The sequence below is a fragment of the Nocardia sp. NPDC058244 genome, from assembly GCF_042882065.1.
Classification (GTDB): Bacteria; Actinomycetota; Actinomycetes; order Mycobacteriales; family Mycobacteriaceae; genus Nocardia.
In genome coordinates, this window is the sequence record NZ_JBHVWX010000011.1 from 94,097 (window position 1) to 113,650 (window position 19,554).

The window sequence follows — 19,554 nt, forward strand, 5'->3', positions numbered from 1 at the left end:
ATAGGCTTGGCCGCAGTGGCGTCGAGCGGATCGGGTGTTGGGTATGGGTAGCGGGGAACTGAGCGGCGTGGAGATCGAGGCGCAGGCACGCGACGACGCGGCCGAATTCGCGCTCCGGCACGCCGAACTGGCGCGCGGCTACGGCGGCAACGGTGACCCCGACGACCCGGCCATGGTCCAGGCGATGCAGATGGTGCTGCACATCCCCAAGGCCGACCCGCCCGCCCGCAGCGCGCTGCTGGAAGCCGCGGCGGCCGCGGCGGTGGCCGTGTGCCTCGATCCGCGATCCGGGCCGGCCGGGGAGTGGGAGCCGCGCTATCTGGCGTGGAAGCGCTCCCGGATCAGGAAGGTGGCGCGGCGGGCGCGCGGTGCGCAGTGGGTCGCGGCGGGCGAGGTCGACGGGGTCACCGTCGAGGTCGACGGCGCCCAGGCGCGCGCGTTCGTGCCCGGCCCGGTGGGCGCGATCGATCAGCGGATCCGCAAGTTGCAGATCGGCGGCACCGACCTCGACCACGACGAGCCCGGTCCGCCGGACCCCGAACTGCCGGTGCTGTGGGTGAACGCGGCCCTGGCGATGTCGGTCGGCAAGGCCGCCGCCCAGGTCGGTCACGCGAGCATGCTGCTGGCGGGCGCGCTGCCGGTGGCCGCCGCCGCGGACTGGGCCGCGCGCGAGTTCCGCTGCGCGGTCCGCGACGCCGACGCGCGACTGTGGCCCGCGCTGGTGGCCGAGGTCGCCGCCGGATGCGCCGTCGCCGTCCGCGACGCGGGCTTCACCGAGGTGGCGCCCGGTTCGATGACGGTGATCGCGGTGCCCGCGCAGGCCTGAGCGGGCGCGCTACGCGCTCCGAATTCGTCGTTCTCGCGGCGGATTTCGCGACCCGCCGCCCGGACTCGGTGTATCTGGAGGACCCTGGGGGTATACGTACACGACGGCTGGGGCATCGAGGGCGTAGGGAGGTTCCGCGATGGTGACGACGATTGTGGTGATCCTGATCGTGTGGGTGGTGCTGTCGGTGCCGGTCTCCTTCGTCGCCGCGCGGATGTTGCGTGGCGAGTCCGGCGGGGGCCGCGAATCGGTATCGACCAGGGCCGACGAATCCCACACGGGCCGGTCGTTCCGCTGAGGGCCCCCGTGGGCCAAGATGGAGCGCGTGTCGCAACCCGATCCCGATCTGCTCATCGACTTCTCCGACGTGACCATCCGCCGCTCGGGCCGAACGCTCGTAGGCCCGGTCACCTGGCAGGTCGAGCTCGACGAACGCTGGGTGGTGCTCGGCCCGAACGGGGCCGGCAAGACCTCGCTATTGAGAATGGCCGCCGCCGAGGTCCATCCGACCTCCGGTGACGCGAACCTGTTGGGGGAGACCCTGGGTCGCGTCGACGTCACCGAGCTGCGGCCACGCATCGGGTTGTCCTCGGCGGCGGTGGCCAGCCGCATCCCGGTCGACGAGAAGGTCAGCGACCTGGTGGTGTCGGCCGGGTACGCGGTGCTGGGCCGCTGGCGCGAACGCTACGAGGACATCGACACCGAACGCGCCGTCGACATGCTGGAAACCCTCGGCGCCGAACACCTTTCCGACCGCACCTACGGCACCCTGTCCGAGGGTGAGCGCAAGCGCGTGCTGATCGCCCGCGCCCTGATGACCGACCCCGAACTGCTGCTGCTCGACGAACCGGCCGCAGGCCTCGACCTGGGCGGGCGCGAGGAACTGGTGGAGCGGCTGGGCAATCTGGCCGCCGATCCCGACGCTCCCGCCATGGTCCTGGTGACCCACCACGTGGAGGAGATCCCGCCGGGCTTCACCCACGCCCTGCTGCTCAAGGAGGGCGAGGTGGTCGGGCAGGGGCTGCTCGAGGACGTGCTCACCGCCGCGAACCTCAGCGCCGCGTTCAGCCAGTCGATCGCGCTGGACCGGGTCGACGGGCGCTGGTTCGCCCGCCGGGCCCGGCGGGCCGGTCAGCACCGCCGGGCCTGAGGCCCACTCAGCGGGAACCCTCGGGTCGCGGTGGCACGGTCCGGGCTGAACTGTTTCCCTGGCGAACCAAGCGAGCGTTAGGGTGCAGACAGGCCGATGCGACGGCCGCGGTGGAACGGATGTGGCTCCGGTGAGCCGCCGTTGCGCGGCGGCCGCCGGACCGTCGGCCCTGTGGTGGAGAGGAACGGTATGAGTGAGTCCGGGGTAGCCGCGCGCGACGCGTCGACGGTGATGCTGGTGCGCGACGGCGCCGACGGCATCGAGGTGTTCCTGCAGCGCCGCGTCAGCGGGATGGCCTTCGCGGGCGGGATGACGGTGTTCCCCGGCGGTGGCGTCGACGCCGCCGACGGTACCGCCGACATCGCCTGGGCCGGGCCGGCGCCTGCCTGGTGGGCCGAGCGTTTCGCGACGACCGAGCAGGCCGCGCAGGCGCTGGTCGCCGCCGCGGTCCGGGAGACCTTCGAGGAATGCGGCGTGCTGCTGGCCGGGCCGACCGCCGACACCGTCGTCGACGACTCCGCGGTCTATCGCGAGGCCCGCGGCAAGCTCGAGCGCCGTGAGCTCTCGCTCGCGGACTTCCTCGCGGCCGAGGGACTGGTGCTGCGCGCCGATCTGCTGCGGCCGTGGTCGAACTGGATCACCCCCGAGGCCGAGCCGCGGCGCTACGACACCCGCTTCTTCGTCGCCGTGCTGCCGCAGGGGCAGATCGCCGACGGTGCCACCTCCGAGGCCGCCCAGGTCGTCTGGGCGACCCCGCAGGCCGCCCTGGCGAGCTGGCGGGCGGGCGAACACGTCCTGCTGCCGCCGACCTGGTCGCAGCTCGACGGCCTGTGCGGATTCGCCGATACCGCGGCCGTGCTGGCCGCCGAGCGGGCGATCACGCCGATCATGCCGCACTACACGCCCAACGCCGATGGCCCGCCGCTGACCGACTTCCCGGACAACGGCCGGTATTTCGCGGAGCTGCCGCAGCTGGGTGCACTGGGCGGCCGGTAGGTTGACCGCATGGCCGAATTCGTCACCCTCGAGCTGCCCGCCGACCCGTCCGCTCGCGGCGTCGCGCTGCTGCGCATCGATCGCCCGCCGCTGAACCTGGTCGATGCCCAGCTGGCCCGTGAGGTCGCCGCGGCGGCCGAGACGGTGGCCCGGCACCCGGGCGTGGCCGCGCTCATCGTCTACGGCGACGAGCGGGTCTTCAGCGCGGGCGACGAGATGACCGAACTCGCCGAGCTCGACGCCGGGCAGGCCGCCGCGATGGCAGCGGATCTGCAGGCGGCGCTGGGCTGTCTCACCAAGGTGCCGCAGCCGACCGTCGCCGCGATCACCGGCTACTGCCTCGGCGCGGGCCTCGAGCTCGCCCTCGGCGCCGACCACCGGATCATCGGCGACAACGTCAAGCTCGGCCTGCCGCAGATCAAGGCCGGGCTGATCCCGCTCGCCGGCATCCGCAAGCTCTCGCTGCTGATCGGCGCGAGCCGGGCCAAGGACCTCGTCTACACCGGCCGTTTCGTCGACGCCGAGGAGGCCGCGAAGCTCGGTCTGGTCGACGAGGTGGTCGCGCCCGACCACGTCCTCGACGCCGCGCGCCGGTGGGCCGAGCAGTTCGTCACGGCCGCGCCGCGGGCGCTGGCCGCCGCCAAGGCCGTCTTCGAAGCGGGCCCGCACGCGCACTCCACCGCCGTCACCGAGTGGTCGGCGTTGTTCGACACCGACGACGCGCGCACCGGCACCCGCGCCTTCGCCGCCGACGGTCCGAACAGCGCCGTTTTCACCGGACGGTGAGCTGAGACCGGTCAATCGACCAAGTGGAACCGCCGGAAACAAGACCGGCCATTGCGTGCTGAGGGTCTCCTATTACTCTTGGCGGTTATGACGGTCCACCCCGATGACCCGGCGCCGAACCCGCACGCCACCGAGGCCGAGGTCGAAGCAGCGCTGAAGGACACCAAGCTCGCCCAGGTCCTGTATCACGACTGGGAAGCGGAGACGTACGACGACAAGTGGTCGATCTCCTATGACGAACGCTGTATCGCGTATGCCCGCGGCCGGTTCGACCTCGCGGTCGGCCCCGCCCCGCTGCCCTACGAACGGGCGCTCGAGCTCGGCTGCGGCACGGGGTTCTTCCTGCTGAACCTGATGCAGGGCGGCATCGCGAAGAAGGGGTCGGTCACCGATCTCTCGCCGGGCATGGTGAAGGTCGCGCTGCGCAACGCCGAGCACCTGGGCCTGGATGTCGACGGCCGCGTCGCCGACGCCGAGACGATCCCCTACGACGACGACACCTTCGACCTGGTCTGCGGCCACGCCGTGCTGCACCACATCCCGGACGTGGAGCTGGCGCTCAAGGAGTGCCTGCGTGTGCTCAAGCCGGGCGGGCGTTTCGTCTTCGCCGGTGAGCCGACCACCGTGGGCAATTTCTACGCCCGCAAGCTCGGCCAGGCCACCTGGAAGGTGACCACCGAGATCACCAAGCTGCCGTTCCTGTCCGGCTGGCGCCGTCCGCAGACCGAGCTGGACGAGTCCTCCCGCGCCGCCGCGCTCGAGGCCGTCGTCGACCTGCACACCTTCGACCCGACCGATCTCGAGAAGATGGCGTCCTCGGCCGGTGCGGTCGACGTGAAGGCCACCACCGAGGAGTTCGCCGCGGCCCTGTGGGGCTGGCCGGTGCGCACCTTCGAGGCCGCCGTGCCCGACGAGAAGCTGACGGTCGGCTACCGCATGGCGCAGTACCGTGCCTGGCTCGGCCTGAGCTGGCTCGACGAGAACGTGCTGCGCAAGGTCGTTCCGCGCGAGTTCTTCTACAACGCGATGATCACCGGCGTGAAGCCGGGCGCGGCCAAGAAGTAAGTGGGGTACCGCTTCGGCCGCGACGATGTCGCCTTCCTGGGCAGCGCGGCGGGATCCGCCGCGCTCGCCGAGGTCGACCGGCTGGAGCTGACTCCGGCGACGCACCTGCGCGATCTCGAGCAGGTGCGTCGCGCGTCTCCGGAGCGGGCCGCGGCGCTGATAGAGACGGTGCGATTGCGCCGCAAGGCCGCCGTGAAGCTGCCCGGCGCCGCCGACTGGCTGTTCACCGACGACGCGTTGCAGCAGGCGACGCCCGCGCTGGTGGCCCGGCACCGGGCGGCCCGGCTGGCCGGTCGGGCCGTGCACGATGTCACCTGTTCGATCGGCGCGGAGCTGGCCGAGCTGTCGGCCGTGTGCCCGGCGGTGATCGGCAGCGATCTCGACGAGGTCCGGCTGGCGATGGCCGCCCACAATCTCGGCGCTGTGCCGCTGCGCGCGACCGCGGAGCAGCCCGCAGCGAACGACCGAACGGGGACCGCCGAGCGAAACGACGCCGCTCCGGTCGGCACCGAGCACTCGTCGACGCGGGGGCGCAACATCGTGTTGGCACAGGCCGACGCAATCGTACCGACCTCGCGCGACACCGTGATCATCGCCGACCCGGCGCGCCGAGCCGACGGCAGGCGGACCTACGACCCCGCCAAACTCCAGCCCCCGCTGCCCGATCTGCTGGCCGCGTACGCGGGCCGCGACATCGCCGTGAAATCCGCCCCCGGTCTGGACTTCGACCGCCTCGGCTGGGCAGGCGAGGTGGAGATCGTCTCCCTCGACGGCGCGGTCCGCGAGGCCTGCCTGTGGTCGCCCGGCCTGACCGAACCCGGCGTCACCCGCCGCGCCACCGTCCTCGACTCCCGGGGCGGCGCGAGCACGCTCACCGACGCCGAACCCGACGATATCCCCGAACGCGCTCCCGGCGCGTGGATCGTCGACCCCGACGGCGCGGTCGTGCGCGCGGGCCTGGTCCGTCACTACGCGGCGAAACACGGTCTCTGGCAGCTCGATCCGCAGATCGCCTATCTCACCGGCGACACGGTCCCGGCGGGCCTGCGTGGCTTCCGCATCGAGGACCGCTTCGAGCTGCGCGAGAAGACCCTGCGCCAGGAACTGTCCCGGCGCGATTGCGGATCGCTGGAGATCCTGGTCCGTGGCATCGATCTCGATCCCGACGCCCTGCGCAAGAAGCTGAAATTGCGCGGCTCGGTCCCCTACACCTTGGTCGTCACCCGGATCGGCCGGGCGGGTGTGGTCTTCCTCTGCACCGCCGTCGCCCCGTAGGCGTCAGTGCGCGGTCCAGTCGGGCTGGGTGAAGTGGGCGACCCGGGAATCGGTGGGGGAGTGGCCGAGCAGAACGACCGCGCGGAACTGCCACAGCAGGGCGCCGGTGGGGGCGTGGATGGTCATATCAGGGGCGATGCGCATCTGGAGCAGCCCGGTGGCATCCGCCTCCGGGAGATCGCCGCGCAGTTCGTGCTGGAGGGTGGCGTGTTCGGGGCGCACCCAGTGCGGGACGTCCTCGGCGGCGAGCCGGGCGAGGTCGACCTGGTGGACGGAGAACACCTCGTCCGGGTTGGGCCGCAAGGAGTCGATATCGTCGACCGTGACCACGGCCGGGGTGATCGCGAAGCCGGAGGTGGCCGGGAAATCGTCGAGCAGGCCCAGCACATCGGCCGGTTTCGCGGTCAGGTTCAGTTCCTCGCGCAGTTCCCGCAGCGCCGCGACCTCGGCGGTCTCACCGGGCTCCAGCCGCCCGCCCGGCAACCCCCACTGGCCCGCGTTGCGACCGCGGTAGGCGCGCTTCATCACGATCACGGACAGGACGTCACCGGCGCCCGGCACCACGCACAGCGTCACGCCCGCGCGGCGCATACCGGGGACATCGGGGACGGCGATCCGGGGAAACGCCGTCAACCGGGCCTTGGCGAGGGCGCGAAATTCCTCGATGCCGCGCGGGAGGTACGGGTGGCTCACCCCTCGATCTTGCCCCAGCGGCCGACGAGTCAGGATTCCATCTTCTTCACCACGCGCTGGACCGTGAGCCAGGTGCGGGTGGTGATGTCCTTGCCGTAGGTCTTCTCGAGTCGGGCCATGAAGTCCGGGGTCTTGCCGGTGCTGTTGTCGATCACGGTGAGGAAGGCGCGTGCGGCGGCGTCGTAGCCGATGACGCGGGTGAGCGGATCGTCCTCGAAGGCCGTCGTATCCGCCTGACGCATGCGATCTTTGAAGAAGGTGACCGTCAGATACGAGCCGCGTTCGTGCGGCAGGCCCTCGAACGGGTCGCGGTCGAGCAGGGCGCGCAGCTCGGGGTGGCTGCGGATGATGGTGCCGCCGGGTATACCCAGTTCGGCCGACAGCGCCTCCTGGATACGCGCTTCCAGATCGACGGGATCATCCGCGGTACGGAACACGATATTGCCGCTCGTCAGCACCGAGGCCACCTCGGTGAACCCGAGCCCCTCGAACACCGCGCGCAACTTCTCGTTCCGCATGTTCGGATTCGTGGGCATGATGCCCCGCAGCAGCGCCGCATAGCTCTCCACGGAGCAGACCGTACCCAGCGCCACCGACACGCACCATCCTGCACCGGCGCGCGTCGGCGGGCAGGACGATCACGCCTGGGCGGCGGCGTTCTTCTTGCGCTCGATATCGGCCAGGGCGGCCAGGTAGGCCTCGCGCTCCTCGGCGCTCGCGTCCCAGGCGACCTTGCGGTTCTTGACGACCTTGGCCGGCGCGCCGACGGCGATGCTGTAGTCGGGGACGTCACCGCGGACGACGGCGTGCGCACCGAGCACACAGCCCCGGCCCACCCGGGTGTCGCGCAGCACGGTCACCTTGGCGGCGATCCAGGTGTCGGGGCCGATCCGGACCGGGCTCTTCACGATGCCCTGGTCCTTGATGGGCAGGGTGATGTCGTCCATCCTGTGGTCGAAGTCGCAGATGTAGCACCAGTCGGCGACCAGCGTGGACTCGCCGATCTCGATGTCGAGGTAGGTGTTGACGACGTTGTCCTTGCCGAACACCACCTTGTCGCCGATGCGCAGTGAACCCTCGTGGCACCGGATGGCGTTGCCGTCGCCGATGTGCACCCAGCGGCCGATCTCCATGCGGGCGAATTCCGGGGTCGCGTGGATCTCCACATTGCGGCCGAGGAACACCATCCCGCGCAGCACGATGTGCGGATTGGCCAGCCGGAACTTGGCCAGCCGGTAGTAGCGCACCAGGTACCAGGGGGTGTAGGCGCGGTTGGCGAGCACCCAGCGCAGCGAGTCCTTGGTCAGGAACCGCGCCTGCTGCGGATCGCGGCGGCGGGAACCACGCCAGCGCGCGCTCAGCGGCGCGCCCCACATGCTCGTCACGAAGTACTCTCCCGTCGTGATCGCACCGGGCCAGCCCCGGGGATTCGGTCGTCGGTTACACAGAGTACTTTCGGAGCGCACGCCTACCGTGCGATACCCCGATCATCGGCTCGATTACACAGGGAGATCAGCAGGTGCGAACTCGGACTCGCGTCGCGGCCTCGCTCGCTGCCGCCGGTGTGGTGGCGTTGGCAGGATGCGGCACCGATGTGGACGACATCACCGTCGGCGGCGGAAAGGGCTGGCCCGCAGCCCATCACGACGGCCGCAACGGCGGGGCGAGCCCGGTGGCGGGCGCGGACGCGATGACGCTGAGCTGGTCCCGTCCGGTGGGCGGCCCGATCGCCCAGCCGTTGACGATCGGTCCCGAGGGGCAGATGTTCGTCACCTCGAGCACCGGCAACTGCGCGATCTTCTCCTTCCAGATGCCGACCGGCCGCAAGCGCTTCTGCAACCCGCTCGGCCCGTCGACGATCGAGGCGCCGACCGTGGTCGACGGCGTCAGCAATGTCTACGTCGGCGACGACGGCGCGGTGAACTCCTTCAACTACCTGGGCCAGCCCCGCTGGCGCACGCCGGTGGCGGGCGTCCCGGTGGCCATCCAGTTCACCGGCGACGGCCGGGTGCTGACGGTGACCCAGTCCGGCCAGGTCGACATCCTGAGCCGCCAGACCGGCGGCCGCGAGGTGCCGACGCTGCAACTGCTCGGCGAGCCCGACTTCCTGCAACTGCCCGGCCTGACCCGCCCGGCCTCCGGCGACGGTCTCGACGACTGCCGGACCGGCGGCCCGCGCTGCGCGGTCGCCAACACCACCGCCGTCGACCCCGAGTCGGGCCGGTTCTTCGTCACCGTGTGGGAGCCGGGCAAGGCGGCCGCCTCGCTGCGGTCGATGCGCTACGCCGACGGCAAGGTCGTCCAGGAGTGGAGCGCCGACATGCTCACCGGTGGCAGCGCCACCAGCCCCACCCTCTCCGGCGACGGCGACACCGTCTACATCGGCGACAACAGCGGCCGCCTGATCGCGGTGAACACCGAGGACGGCAGCACCCGCTGGACGCACGCGCTCGGCTGGACCCCCAGCGGCGGCATCTCCGTCGTCGACGACCTGATCATCCCCGCGGGCGACGACGGCTACCTGATGGCCGTGCACGACCGTGGTGACCGCGCCGAGCCCGCCTGGGAACGCAAGGACCTGGCCCTGCGCGGCACGCCCGCCCAGACCGCGGGCGGCGTCGGCTACACCGTGGCCGCGATCGGCGCGGGCCTGAGCCTGATCACCTTCGACACCGCCACCGGCAACACCGTCGACTCCGATGTCCTGCCCGGTGCCACCGGCACCACCACCGGCACCTCCGTCGGGCCGAAGGGCGAGGTCGTCGTCGCCACCCGCCTCGGCGAGATCTTCACCTTCTCTCCCGACGCCTGAGCGGGCGTCAGTACGGGGTGGTCCGGTCCGCCCAGCGCGGGTCGACCTCCGCCGCGAGGTGGCGGGGGAAGCAGACGCGGGCCGGATCGCCGTCGGCGGTGTAGCGCTGCTCCGGGCGGGCCGCCAGCCAGTCCAGCCAGTAGCCCGAGTCGAACGGGACCGCGCCCCGGCCGGACCGGATGCGCGGCACGCCGCCCGGGTCGACCGTGCCGTACGGTGCCGGGGCGGGATTCGAGCCGACCAGCATGACGGCGTCGAAGCGATAGTCGGTGCCGTCCCAGCTGCCCGCGGCGGCCAGCGCGTGGTCGCGAGGATAGATGCCGAGCGGTAGGGCCATGGTGCGCACGGTGACGCCCGGCGCGGCCGCGCGCACCGCGCGCACGTTCTGCGCCAGCTCGCGCTGCACGCCGTCGGCGTCCAGGGTCGCGAGATTCGCGTGATCGGCGGTGTGCGCGCCGATCTCGTGGCCGTTGGCCGCCAGCCAGGGCAGCGCCCGCGGGTCGCCGCCGAACGGCTCGTTGTTGACGTAGAAGGTGGCGACCGGCCGGAAATCCGGGTAGCGGGCGCCGAATGCGGCGAGGATGCCCGCGGCGCTGTCCGGGGTCACGGCCCCGCTGTCGGTGAAGGCGAGCTGGCTGGCGGTGGAATCGTCGAAGGTGAGGACGACCGGATGGGTGCCCGCGGGCAGGTCGAGGTCGCCCGCGATGTACTGCGCGGCCGTCACCGGGCGGTAGTTCTCGCGGTACAGCCGCTCCAGTTCGTCGCGGAACTCCGCGGGGGTCTGGTCGTATTCACCGGCCGGGTCCGGCGTGATCTGGTGGTACATCAGCACCGGGACGAATCCCAGTTCGTTGGCGGCGATCTCGGCCGGATCCGGCGGCGCGGGTTTCGTTGTCGCCGCGGCAGGCGGTGGGGGCGGGGGCGGTGCTTCCGGTGTCGCGCAGGCGGTCGCGAGCAGCAGGAGCGCGGGCGCGAGTCGGAATGCCAGTGTCGAACCGCCGGTCATCGCGGCGATATTACGCGCAGGCGGAGGTTTTCCCCCGATCTTGCGATAACCCGCAGACGGACTGCCCGACTGCGCCATAGTGGCCTGGCGAACGGTAGTGGAAGTTGGTGCGGGCGTTGGGATTGCGGATCCAGTCGGGCGATCGGCGGCGGTGGGCGACGATCGCCTCGGGTGCCGTCCTCGCGGTGGTCATCGTGGCTCTGGTGGCCGGATTCGCGCTGAGCAGATCCGCCTCGGAGCCGGCGGCCGACACCGCGCCGCCGGTCCTCCAGGTGGCCCCGCCCGATCCCGCGCGCTCCTACCGGGCGCCGATCGTGGTGCGCGGCAAGGCCGTCGACGCCGTGCGCGTCGCCGTCGGCACGGACACGGTGACACCCGCCGCCGACGGCAGCTTCGAGCTGTCGGTGCCGTGGGCGCCCGCCGTCGAGGTCGTCGCGGTGGACGCCGCGGGGAATCAGAGCAGCGCCGTCGCCGTCACGGGGGTGACGCTGCCGCGCATGCGGGCGGTGCACGTCACCGCGCACGCCTGGTCGCACGAGGGGTTGCGCGAGGCCGTGCTCGATCTCGCGCGCGAGGGCCGCATCGATACCGTGCAGCTCGACATCAAGGACGAGGACGGGGTCGTCGGCTACGACTCCCAGGTGCCGCTGGCCCGCGAATCCGGTGCCGTCGCGGGCATCTACGACGCGCCGTCGGCCCTGCGGCAACTCCACGAGCTGGGCTTGCAGGTGGTCGGGCGCATCGTCGCGTTCCGCGATCCGACCGTCGCCGCGTGGGCCTGGCACAACGGCCGACCCGACTGGGTGGTCCAGAACCCGTCGGGGCAGCCCTATTCCAGCCACTACGGTCCGATCGCGTTCACCAATGTCGCCCATCCCGACATCCGCCGCTACAACATCGATCTGGCGGTGGAGGCGGGCAGGCTCGGCTTCGACGGCGTCATGTACGACTACGTCCGCCGCCCCGACGGCAGCCTGACCAGCATGCATTTCGCCGGACTCACCGGCACCCCCGCCGACGCCGTCGCCGGCTTCCTCGCCGAGAGCCGCTACCCGGTGCACGCCGCGGGCGCCCACCTGAGCGCCGCGGTCTACGGCATCGCGTCGACCCGCCCCGACGAGATCGCCCAGGACATCCCCCGCATGGCCCGCAGCGTCGACTTCGTCGCCCCCATGCTCTACCCCTCGCACTGGAACTCCGGCGAATACGGCGTGGCCAACCCCAACGCCCAGCCCTACGACATCATCTTCCGCTCCCTGCGCGACTTCCAGACCAGCACCGCGGGCACCGGCGCGACCGTCATCCCCTGGCTCCAGGACTTCAGCCTCGGCGTCACCTACGGCGACGCCGAACTCCGCGCCCAGATCGACGTCACCAACGCCACCGGCATCGACAGCTTCTTCCTCTGGAACGCCGCCACCCGCTACCACACCAACGGCCTCCCCCCGGCCTGACTCACCCCACCCAGGTGAGGGCTTCGGGTTCGGCGGAGACGGGGAAGACGCGGACTTCGGCGGGGATGAGGAAGCCGAAGAGGTGGACGGCTTCGCCGAGGGCTTTGTGGTCGGTGACCAGGGCGATGCGGCCCCAGGAGCTGCGGGGGACGCGGACCAGTTTCAGGTCCTGCCACATGGCGTCGAGGGAGTAGCGGTCGAAGTCGGGGCCGAGGACGTAGACCAGGTTGACCGGCTGTTCGTGCTGGAGGGCGGCGTCGATGGCCGGGTCCAGGACCGTGGTGTAGTCCTCGGCGGTGACGGTGCCGGAGGCGCGGAAGCCGATGGTCGCGGCGGGCAGGTCGGGAATCGGCTGCAGGGGCATGGTCGGCTCCTTCGTCGTGGTGGTCTTCCACCGGCGACGGTAGAGCCGGGCCGGGGCCGCGGCGTCATGCGTTGTGGGTGAACTCGAGCTCGGCGCGCGAACCGCGAACGGTCGCGCGACGAGCGCCGCGTCCTACTTCGGGTCGCGCTCGGGCAGCGGCCGTTCCACGATGTCGGGCCTGCCCAGCGAGGTGCGCACCCGGCGCTTGGCGGCCGAGTAGACCTGCGCGGTCTCGGCGGCGACCACGTCCCAGGCGAAGTCGGCGGTGAGCCGTTCGCGGGCGTTGTAGGCGCGGTCCTGGGCGGTCGCCGGGTCGTCGAGGACGGCGCGGGCGGCGTCGACGATGCCGTCGACGTCGGCCGGTTCGAAGGAGGCGCCGGTGACACCGTCGATGACGGCCTCGCCGAGCCCGCCCGCGGTGGAGGCGATCAGCGGGACCCCCGCGGCCGCGGCTTCCAGCGCGACGATCCCGAACGGCTCGTACCGGCTCGGCAGCACGATGGCGTCCGCGCCGTGCAGCCAGCCCAGCAGCTCGGAGTGCCCGAGACTGCCGACGAACTGCACCGCCCTGGCGACGCGATGCACGCGCGCCCGCTCGCGCAGCCAGTCGAACTGGGTACCGACACCGGCCACGGTCAGGGTGGTCCCCGGGTGCGCGCGCCGGATGCGGGGCAGCGCCGCGATCGCGTCCTGCACGCCCTTCTCGTATTCGAGCCTGCCCACGTAGAGCAGCTTGGGCGGCCCGGAGCGGGGCGCGCGCGGCCGGAAGGTCCACGCGCCGACGTCGATGCCGTTGCGGATCACCGTGATCGGCGCGAGCTCGGGCCCGTAGAGCCGTTCCACCTCGTCCTGCATGGAGGTCGAGCAGGTGATCAGCTGATCGGCCTCGTTGGTCAGCCACCACTCCACCGAGTGGACCTGCTTGTTGACCCGCCCGGACACCCAGCCGCTGTGCCGACCCGCCTCGGTGGCGTGGATGGTCGCCACCAGCGGCACGTCGTAGTACTCGGCGAGCGCGATGGACGGGTGCGCGACGAGCCAGTCGTGCGCGTGCACCACATCGGGCGTCCAGCCCTCGCCGACGCCCGGCTTGCCCAGGGCGACACCGGCGCGGACCATCGCGTGCCCCATCGCCAGGGTCCAGGCGAGCATGTCCTCGCCGAAGTCGAAGCAGGGCGGGTCCTCGGCCACCGCGACGACGAGCACGCCGTCGGCGATGTAGGAGTGCGTGGGGTGGGTGATCGAGTCGGTGCCCGTCGGCCTGCGCGCCAGCACCACGACCTCGTGACCGGCCGCGGCCAGCTCCACCGCCAGGTGATGGACATGTCGACCGAGCCCGCCGACCACGACCGGCGGGTACTCCCACGACACCATCAAAATCTTCATGCGAATCCTTCAGCGGCGGCCGACGGGACAGCGGTCGGCAACCGCCGCGCGTCCAGACCTGGGAAGAATCCGTCGGCCAGGCTCCATCCTGCCGCGAGACGGGCCGCTTTGGCGAACTGGCCGGCCCCGATGGCCTCGGCGAGTTCGCGCACGGCGTGCGCGTGCTCGTGCGCCCGATCGCGGGCGTACCCGGCGGCGGAGTCCTTGGAGACCATGAAGGCCCAGTCGCTGGAGACGGTGAGGATCGCCTCGCGCAGCAACTGGTCGGCGACCGGATCGCGCAGCGAACCGTCGCGGCCGACCTTGTCGAGGGTGTCCAGCGCGAGCCGGACGACGTCGGCGTTGAGCGCGACGAGGTCGGCGACCTGGTCGCCCGCCCACACCCGCCAGTCCTTGCCCGAACCCCACGACGAGTCGTTGAGCTGCACGGGTTCGCCGACGAAGCCGTTGTCGCGGGCGTCGGCGAGGGTGCCGACGGTGACGCCGGCCTCGGGCAGCGCGCGCAGCACCTGCTCGAGCCACTCGGGACCCTCGTGCCACCAGTGCCCGAACAATTCGGTGTCGAAGGCGGCCACCACGAGGGCGGGCCTGCCGATCCGCGCGGACTCCTCGATCAGCCGCGCGCGCACGGTCTCGACGAAGTCGGCGACGTCGCGGGTGATGGCGGTGGCGGCCAATTCCGGATCGTAAGGGGCCTTGTCAGGACCGGCGACGGTCTTGCCGGTCACCCGAGACGGTTTCAGGCCGGTCGCGTGGTCGTAGTGGTGGAAATCGCGGTAGGCGCTCTGGCCCGGGTAGCCCTGCTTCGGCGACCAGACCCGGTAGCTCACCTGGAGATCGCGGCCGAACGCGAGCACGTCGGCGTCGCGGACCGGCCTGCCGAGGGTGGTGTCGCCGCGCAGCGACGGGCCGTCGACCATGAAATGCGTCACACCCGCGGCGTCGTAGTTACGCTCCATTCCGGGGGTGTAGCCGCACTCGGGCGCCCAGATGCCGGTGGGCGTGGTGCCCCAGCGCAGGCGCGCGTCGGCCAGGCCCTCGGTGAGCTGGAACTGCCGCAGCCGCTCGTCGAGCAGCGGCTGGAACGGGTGCGCCAGCGGGCCGCCGAGCAGTTCGATCGCGTCGGCGTCGATGAGCGAGCGCCAGACCGGCGCGCTGCCGTGCCGCCAGTCGCGCTCGAACTCGGCCAGCGCCGTCGCGGCCAGCCGGTGTTCGTGCCTGCCCAGCGCCACATTGCCCGACATCGACGCCTCGTCGGCGCGCAACTGCCAGTTGCCCAGCCAGTGGTGCATGCCGGCCAGGCAGTGCGGATCGTCGAGCTGGGCGGCCAGCACCGGGGTGATCCCCAGGCTCAGCAGATGCGTACGGCCTTCGGCCGCAAGGTTTTTCAGGACCCGGACCACGGGCAGGTACGACGCGGCCCAGGACTGGTAGAGCCATTCCTCGCCGACCGGCCAGCGTCCGTGATGGGCCAGCCAGGGGAGGTGGGAGTGCAGAACGAGCGTGAACTGGCCTGGAACGTTCAACGCCTCGCCTTTTCGGCGATCGCGACCAGGTCCAGGCTCGCGTCGATCTCCCCGGCCCGCAGGTCGAAATCGTCGATCGTGACAGCGGCGACGTCGGCGGTCAGGTCGGCGGGCCACGGCTCGCCGGCCAGCGCGCGCTCGATCTGGGCGTCGATGAACGACCCACCGTGCTTGGCGTCCAAGGCTTTCAGGCTCGCGCCGTGGTGCACGCCGAGCATCTCCGCGACCGTGAAACCGGCCTCGACCAGCAGCTCGGTCAGCTCGTCGGCATTGAGCTCGCGGGTGTGGAACGGGTTGAGCGGGGTGTCGCGACCGGGGGAGAAGGTGATCCGGTTCGGGGTGCTGATCAGCAGCTGCCCGCCGGGGCGCAGCACCCGCAGGCACTCGCGCAGGAACTGCGCCTGGTCCCAGAGATGTTCGATGACCTGGAAATTCACGACCACATCGACGGATTCGTCATCGAGCGGCAGCTCGGCCAGATTGCCCTGGATCATCTCGACCCGCGGGTAGCGCGCGCGCACGTGCGCGACGGCGCCGTCGTCGTAGTCGACGCCGACGACACGCGCGGCCACGCCGGCGATCATGTCGGCGCCGTAGCCCTCGCCCGAACCCGCCTCGAGCACGGTCTTGCCGGTGCAACGGTCGAGCAGGCGGGCATAGGCGATCTCGTGCCGACGGAACCAGTAGTTCTCCTCGGCGATGCCGGGCACGGTCCGCTCACCGGTCAGCGGCAGTGGTTCATGTGTGTCGGCCACAGGTGCGGCAGGGATCACAGCCTCGCTCATTTCTCCGACGTTACTGGTACCGCCGGTTCCCGCAGGAGTCAGGGACCGGTTGGGAACCCCTTGTGCATGTAGGTTACCCACGAGTAACTTAGCGTAGGGTAGTGTTCCGCTCTGAGCTACTCACACGGACGTACGGCCCAGCTCGTGCGGCCACCACACACGTGTATCCAGAAGGAGGTCGACGAAGACCGATGCCGAACATCGTCGTACTCATCAAGCAGGTTCCCGACACCTGGTCCGAGCGCAAGCTGACCGATGGTGACTACACCCTCGACCGCGAGGCCGCCGACGCCGTCCTCGACGAGATCAACGAGCGCGCCGTCGAGGAAGCGCTGCTGATCAAGGAGGCGCAGGGCGGCGAGGTCACCGTGCTGGCCGCCGGTCCGGATCGCGCCACCGAGGCCATCCGCAAGGCGCTGTCCATGGGTGCCGACAAGGCCATCCACATCAACGACCCGGCGATCCACGGCTCCGACGCCGTGCAGACCGCGTGGGTGCTGGCCGGCGCGCTGGGCCAGGTCGAGGGCGTCGAGCTGGTCATCGCCGGCAACGAGGCCACCGACGGTCGCGCGGGTGCCGTGCCGGCGATCATCGCCGAGTACCTGGGCATCCCGCAGCTGACGCACCTGCGCAAGCTGACCGTCGACGGCGACAAGATCACCGGCGAGCGCGAGACCGACGAGGGCGTGTTCAAGCTCGAGGCCTCCCTGCCCGCGATCGTCTCGGTCACCGAGAAGATCAACGAGCCGCGCTTCCCGTCCTTCAAGGGCATCATGGCCGCGAAGAAGAAGGAAGTTCAGGTCTTCACCCTGGCCGACCTGGGCATCGACCCGTCGACCGTGGGCGTCGCCAACGCCGGCACCCAGGTCACCGGCTCCACCCCGAAGCCTGCCCGTACCGCGGGCGAGAAGATCGCGGACGAGGGCGAGGGCGGCAACCAGATCGCCACCTACCTCATCGGTCAGAAGATCATCTGATCCGGCCCCGTCCGAGACTTCGAAGGAGAAAGAACAATGGCTGAAGTACTTGTGCTCGTCGAGCACGCCGACGGTGCCGTGAAGAAGGTCAGCACCGAACTGCTCACCGCCGCCCGCACCCTGGGCGAGCCCGCCGCGGTCGTCACCGGCCCGGCCGGTACCGCCGAGAAGCTGGCCTCCGCGCTGGCCGCCGCCGGTGCCGAGAAGATCTACGTCGCCGAGTCCGACGACGTCGACGGCTTCCTGGTCACCCCGAAGGTCGACGTGCTCGCCGGTCTGGTCGAGTCCGCCTCGCCCGCCGCCGTGCTGGTCGCCGCCACCGCCGAGGGCAAGGAGGTGTCGGGCCGCCTCGCCGCGCGCATCGGCTCCGGCCTGCTCGTCGACGTCATCGGCGTCAACGCCGACGGCTCGGCCGTGCACTCCATCTTCGGTGGCGCGTTTACCGTCGACGCCAAGGCCACCGGCGACGTGCCGGTGATCTCGATCCGTCCGGGCGCCATCGAGGCGGCCGCCCAGGCCGGCGCGGGCGAGCAGGTCGCCGTCGCGGTTCCCGCCCAGGAAGAGGGCGTCGTCAAGGTCGTCTCGCGTGAGCCGATCGTGGGCGGCGACCGTCCGGAGCTCACCGAGGCCGGCATCGTCGTCTCCGGTGGCCGTGGTGTCGGTTCGGCCGACAACTTCGCGGTCGTCGAGGCGCTGGCCGACTCGCTCGGTGCCGCCGTCGGCGCCTCGCGTGCCGCCGTCGACTCGGGCTACTACCCGGGCCAGTTCCAGGTCGGTCAGACCGGTAAGACGGTCTCCCCGCAGCTCTACATCGCCCTCGGCATCTCCGGCGCCATCCAGCACCGCGCCGGCATGCAGACCTCGAAGACCATCGTCGCGGTCAACAAGGACGAAGAGGCCCCGATCTTCGAGATCGCGGACTACGGCATCGTGGGCGACCTGTTCAACGTCGCCCCGCAGCTGACCGAGGCCGTGAAGTCCCACAAGGGCTGACGCTTCGAGCGCTGAGCGCGGCCCCGTCCGGTTCTCCGGGCGGGGCCGCTTGCGTCGCACGAGACGGCGTCGTCGCTGCGTAGCATGTGTGAATGGTCATGACGAGGATCGACCGCCCCGATCTGCCCGAGTCGATGACATGGGAAGAGCTGGAGAAGCTACCCGAGGAGATCGCCGCCCAGATCGAGCTGTGGGACGGGCGCGTCGTATGGCTGCGGCGTGGGCCCGGTGAACATCAGACGGCGATGCGTCGTTTCACCAACGAAATCGAGCGTTGTGCACGGCAGGTCGCGTCCACGGATCCGCAGCGCTGTTGGCGCGTGAACCTCGAGACGAACGTCTTCTTCGGTCAGACCGGCAAGTCCGACTTCGTCACCCCGGACTTCCTCGTACACCGCTGTCTGACCCCGGGCGCAGACGTCCGTGCTGCCGACACGGTGCTGGTGGGCGAGGTCCTGTCGCCGTCGAATACCCCTTCCGAGATCGAAGCGAAGAAGGCCCGCTACGCCGGTGCAGGTATTCCGTCGTACTGGGAGGTCGAGCTGCAACAGGATCTCACCGGTATCGCAGCGCTCCGGGTGTACATCCTCGAAATCGGCCACGCCGAACTCCCACCGGGTGTACGCCCACTACGCCACGCCAACTACCTCCTGGCAGGCCAATGGTCACCCGACTCCGCGACCGGCATCTCGTTCCCCTACCCCTTCGCCATCGAGATCGACTGGGCCGCACTGGCATTCTGATCAGCCGCCGAATCGGCGATACGCTGTGGCCGTGGGGATCCAATGGTATGGCTGGTATCGGCGAGAGTTCTTCGACGAGCGCTCGATCGCCGCGCGGGATCGGCTGGCCGACGCGGCACGTGATGGGCGGTGGGATGTCGTGCTCGAGGTCGCCGACCGCGACCGCAGCATCAATACGACTCGGGTCGGTGGCAGTTCGGGATTCGCGCCGTTGCATCAAGCGGCATGGCACTGCGCGCCGGAGCCGGTGGTCGAACGAATGCTGGAACTGGGAGCTTGGCGCACCTTGCGGACCGCCGATGGCGACACCGCCGCGGACGTCGCGGCCGCGCGCGGCCACGATCGGTTGGCCGAGCGGCTCACGCCCTCGTTGGTCCGCGAGGTCGATCCGACCGTGCTGGCCCAGCTCGAATGTCAGTTGCACGCCGTGATTTTGGGCCGGGTGCTCGACCTCTGCCGGAAATGCGGGTTCCGGCCGCCGCCGCTGACGCCGCTGCTCGAGTACCCCGGCGCGACGATGTGGGCGGCGATCCCCGGCATGTACGGCGGCTTCGCGATCGAATTCGACACCGAGGCCGACGAACTGGATGTGTCGAGTTGGTGTCGGGTGGCGGGCGGCTCGGGTGAGCGGCACCGCATTCGTCCGGACGGATTCGAACTCGTCGAGAAGGGGTTCGTCTAGGCCCGGCGGGGCAGTGGTCTCGGGTGACGTCTGTG

Annotated in this window: 21 protein-coding genes; 13 read left to right on the forward strand and 8 right to left on the reverse strand. The window is 70.8% G+C overall.

Features of this window, described 5'->3' with window-relative positions; translation table 11 throughout:
- The first annotated feature begins 43 nt into the window (after positions 1 to 43).
- The 7 genes from ACFVW6_RS30465 to ACFVW6_RS30495 all read left to right on the forward strand — a co-directional run bounded on the left by ACFVW6_RS30465 (position 44) and on the right by ACFVW6_RS30495 (position 6,098).
- A complete protein-coding gene (locus tag ACFVW6_RS30465) occupies positions 44 to 826 on the forward strand; it encodes a peptidyl-tRNA hydrolase (protein WP_378832422.1) in 783 nt (260 codons plus the stop codon).
- Between the two features lie 139 nt (positions 827 to 965).
- Positions 966 to 1,124, forward strand: coding sequence for a hypothetical protein (locus ACFVW6_RS30470; RefSeq protein ID WP_365007147.1), 159 nt, complete (start codon positions 966 to 968; stop codon positions 1,122 to 1,124).
- An 18-nt stretch (positions 1,125 to 1,142) separates the two neighbouring features.
- On the forward strand, positions 1,143 to 1,976 hold the full coding sequence (locus tag ACFVW6_RS30475) for an ABC transporter ATP-binding protein (RefSeq protein ID WP_355282184.1): 834 nt from the start codon (positions 1,143 to 1,145) through the stop codon (positions 1,974 to 1,976).
- A gap of 189 nt (positions 1,977 to 2,165) precedes the next feature.
- On the forward strand, positions 2,166 to 2,972 hold the full coding sequence (locus tag ACFVW6_RS30480; RefSeq protein ID WP_355282182.1) for an NUDIX hydrolase: 807 nt from the start codon (positions 2,166 to 2,168) through the stop codon (positions 2,970 to 2,972).
- A gap of 9 nt (positions 2,973 to 2,981) precedes the next feature.
- Positions 2,982 to 3,758 carry an enoyl-CoA hydratase-related protein gene (locus ACFVW6_RS30485; protein WP_355282180.1) on the forward strand — a complete coding sequence of 259 codons (777 nt, stop codon included), beginning with the start codon at positions 2,982 to 2,984 and terminating at the stop codon, positions 3,756 to 3,758.
- Positions 3,759 to 3,845: 87 nt separating this feature from the next.
- Entirely contained in the window at positions 3,846 to 4,823 is a 978-nt protein-coding gene (locus ACFVW6_RS30490; RefSeq protein WP_378832418.1) for a class I SAM-dependent methyltransferase, read from the forward strand.
- Positions 4,824 to 6,098, forward strand: a complete 1,275-nt coding sequence (locus tag ACFVW6_RS30495; protein WP_378832416.1) for a class I SAM-dependent methyltransferase — start codon at positions 4,824 to 4,826, stop codon at positions 6,096 to 6,098.
- A gap of 3 nt (positions 6,099 to 6,101) precedes the next feature.
- Here ACFVW6_RS30495 and ACFVW6_RS30500 read toward each other — a convergent pair whose 3' ends face one another.
- From ACFVW6_RS30500 to ACFVW6_RS30510, 3 genes are all read right to left on the reverse strand, one after another.
- On the reverse strand, positions 6,102 to 6,791 hold the full coding sequence (locus ACFVW6_RS30500; RefSeq protein WP_378832414.1) for an NUDIX hydrolase: 690 nt from the start codon (positions 6,789 to 6,791) through the stop codon (positions 6,102 to 6,104).
- A gap of 29 nt (positions 6,792 to 6,820) precedes the next feature.
- Positions 6,821 to 7,360, reverse strand: a complete 540-nt coding sequence (locus ACFVW6_RS30505; protein WP_378832412.1) for a DUF1697 domain-containing protein — start codon at positions 7,358 to 7,360, stop codon at positions 6,821 to 6,823.
- Positions 7,361 to 7,429: 69 nt separating this feature from the next.
- Positions 7,430 to 8,176, reverse strand: a complete 747-nt coding sequence (locus ACFVW6_RS30510) for an acyltransferase (RefSeq protein ID WP_355282167.1) — start codon at positions 8,174 to 8,176, stop codon at positions 7,430 to 7,432.
- A gap of 134 nt (positions 8,177 to 8,310) precedes the next feature.
- On the opposite strand from ACFVW6_RS30510, the gene ACFVW6_RS30515 reads away from it, so the two are divergent.
- Positions 8,311 to 9,603, forward strand: coding sequence for a PQQ-binding-like beta-propeller repeat protein (locus ACFVW6_RS30515; protein ID WP_378832410.1), 1,293 nt, complete (start codon positions 8,311 to 8,313; stop codon positions 9,601 to 9,603).
- Positions 9,604 to 9,610: 7 nt separating this feature from the next.
- Here ACFVW6_RS30515 and ACFVW6_RS30520 read toward each other — a convergent pair whose 3' ends face one another.
- Positions 9,611 to 10,609, reverse strand: coding sequence for a polysaccharide deacetylase family protein (locus tag ACFVW6_RS30520; RefSeq protein WP_378832408.1), 999 nt, complete (start codon positions 10,607 to 10,609; stop codon positions 9,611 to 9,613).
- A gap of 116 nt (positions 10,610 to 10,725) precedes the next feature.
- Here ACFVW6_RS30520 and ACFVW6_RS30525 point away from each other — a divergent pair, with 116 nt between their 5' ends.
- Positions 10,726 to 12,063, forward strand: coding sequence for a putative glycoside hydrolase (locus ACFVW6_RS30525; RefSeq protein WP_378832405.1), 1,338 nt, complete (start codon positions 10,726 to 10,728; stop codon positions 12,061 to 12,063).
- Between the two features lies 1 nt (position 12,064).
- Here the strand turns inward: ACFVW6_RS30525 and ACFVW6_RS30530 are convergent, their stop codons facing one another.
- The 4 genes from ACFVW6_RS30530 to ACFVW6_RS30545 form a co-directional block, all read right to left on the reverse strand.
- Positions 12,065 to 12,427, reverse strand: coding sequence for an STAS/SEC14 domain-containing protein (locus ACFVW6_RS30530; protein WP_355282156.1), 363 nt, complete (start codon positions 12,425 to 12,427; stop codon positions 12,065 to 12,067).
- A 132-nt stretch (positions 12,428 to 12,559) separates the two neighbouring features.
- Entirely contained in the window at positions 12,560 to 13,813 is a 1,254-nt protein-coding gene (locus ACFVW6_RS30535; RefSeq protein ID WP_357343957.1) for a glycosyltransferase family 4 protein, read from the reverse strand.
- Positions 13,810 to 15,339 (reverse strand): glycoside hydrolase family 57 protein, encoded by a 1,530-nt coding sequence (locus ACFVW6_RS30540; protein WP_355282151.1) that lies wholly within the window; start codon positions 15,337 to 15,339, stop codon positions 13,810 to 13,812. Before ACFVW6_RS30540 ends, ACFVW6_RS30535 begins: the two co-directional genes overlap by 4 nt.
- Complete coding sequence (locus ACFVW6_RS30545; protein ID WP_355282149.1) at positions 15,336 to 16,124, reverse strand: methyltransferase domain-containing protein; 789 nt, start codon at positions 16,122 to 16,124, stop codon at positions 15,336 to 15,338. The genes ACFVW6_RS30540 and ACFVW6_RS30545 overlap by 4 nt, the downstream gene beginning before the upstream one ends.
- Positions 16,125 to 16,315: 191 nt before the next feature.
- Here ACFVW6_RS30545 and ACFVW6_RS30550 point away from each other — a divergent pair, with 191 nt between their 5' ends.
- The 4 genes from ACFVW6_RS30550 (at position 16,316) to ACFVW6_RS30565 (ending at position 19,519) form a co-directional block, all read left to right on the forward strand.
- Positions 16,316 to 17,101, forward strand: coding sequence for an electron transfer flavoprotein subunit beta/FixA family protein (locus ACFVW6_RS30550; RefSeq protein ID WP_189027240.1), 786 nt, complete (start codon positions 16,316 to 16,318; stop codon positions 17,099 to 17,101).
- Between the two features lie 36 nt (positions 17,102 to 17,137).
- A complete protein-coding gene (locus ACFVW6_RS30555; protein ID WP_355282146.1) occupies positions 17,138 to 18,094 on the forward strand; it encodes an electron transfer flavoprotein subunit alpha/FixB family protein in 957 nt (318 codons plus the stop codon).
- Positions 18,095 to 18,186: 92 nt separating this feature from the next.
- A complete protein-coding gene (locus tag ACFVW6_RS30560; RefSeq protein ID WP_378832400.1) occupies positions 18,187 to 18,837 on the forward strand; it encodes a Uma2 family endonuclease in 651 nt (216 codons plus the stop codon).
- Positions 18,838 to 18,868: 31 nt separating this feature from the next.
- Positions 18,869 to 19,519 (forward strand): hypothetical protein, encoded by a 651-nt coding sequence (locus ACFVW6_RS30565; RefSeq protein WP_378832398.1) that lies wholly within the window; start codon positions 18,869 to 18,871, stop codon positions 19,517 to 19,519.
- Positions 19,520 to 19,554: the final 35 nt, after the last annotated feature.

Bases quoted from the DNA above. Each gene is read 5' to 3' on its own strand.
- ACFVW6_RS30535 (WP_357343957.1), bottom strand. From the start codon at position 13,813: ATGAAGATTTTGATGGTGTCGTGGGAGTACCCGCCGGTCGTGGTCGGC.
- ACFVW6_RS30520 (WP_378832408.1), bottom strand. From the start codon at position 10,609: ATGACCGGCGGTTCGACACTGGCATTCCGACTCGCGCCCGCGCTCCTG.
- ACFVW6_RS30530 (WP_355282156.1), bottom strand. From the start codon at position 12,427: ATGCCCCTGCAGCCGATTCCCGACCTGCCCGCCGCGACCATCGGCTTC.
- ACFVW6_RS30480 (WP_355282182.1), top strand. From the start codon at position 2,166: ATGAGTGAGTCCGGGGTAGCCGCGCGCGACGCGTCGACGGTGATGCTG.
- ACFVW6_RS30475 (WP_355282184.1), top strand. From the start codon at position 1,143: ATGGAGCGCGTGTCGCAACCCGATCCCGATCTGCTCATCGACTTCTCC.
- ACFVW6_RS30560 (WP_378832400.1), top strand. From the start codon at position 18,187: ATGGTCATGACGAGGATCGACCGCCCCGATCTGCCCGAGTCGATGACA.
- ACFVW6_RS30490 (WP_378832418.1), top strand. From the start codon at position 3,846: ATGACGGTCCACCCCGATGACCCGGCGCCGAACCCGCACGCCACCGAG.
- ACFVW6_RS30470 (WP_365007147.1), top strand. From the start codon at position 966: ATGGTGACGACGATTGTGGTGATCCTGATCGTGTGGGTGGTGCTGTCG.
- ACFVW6_RS30555 (WP_355282146.1), top strand. From the start codon at position 17,138: ATGGCTGAAGTACTTGTGCTCGTCGAGCACGCCGACGGTGCCGTGAAG.
- ACFVW6_RS30465 (WP_378832422.1), top strand. From the start codon at position 44: ATGGGTAGCGGGGAACTGAGCGGCGTGGAGATCGAGGCGCAGGCACGC.
- ACFVW6_RS30545 (WP_355282149.1), bottom strand. From the start codon at position 16,124: ATGAGCGAGGCTGTGATCCCTGCCGCACCTGTGGCCGACACACATGAA.
- ACFVW6_RS30485 (WP_355282180.1), top strand. From the start codon at position 2,982: ATGGCCGAATTCGTCACCCTCGAGCTGCCCGCCGACCCGTCCGCTCGC.
- ACFVW6_RS30550 (WP_189027240.1), top strand. From the start codon at position 16,316: ATGCCGAACATCGTCGTACTCATCAAGCAGGTTCCCGACACCTGGTCC.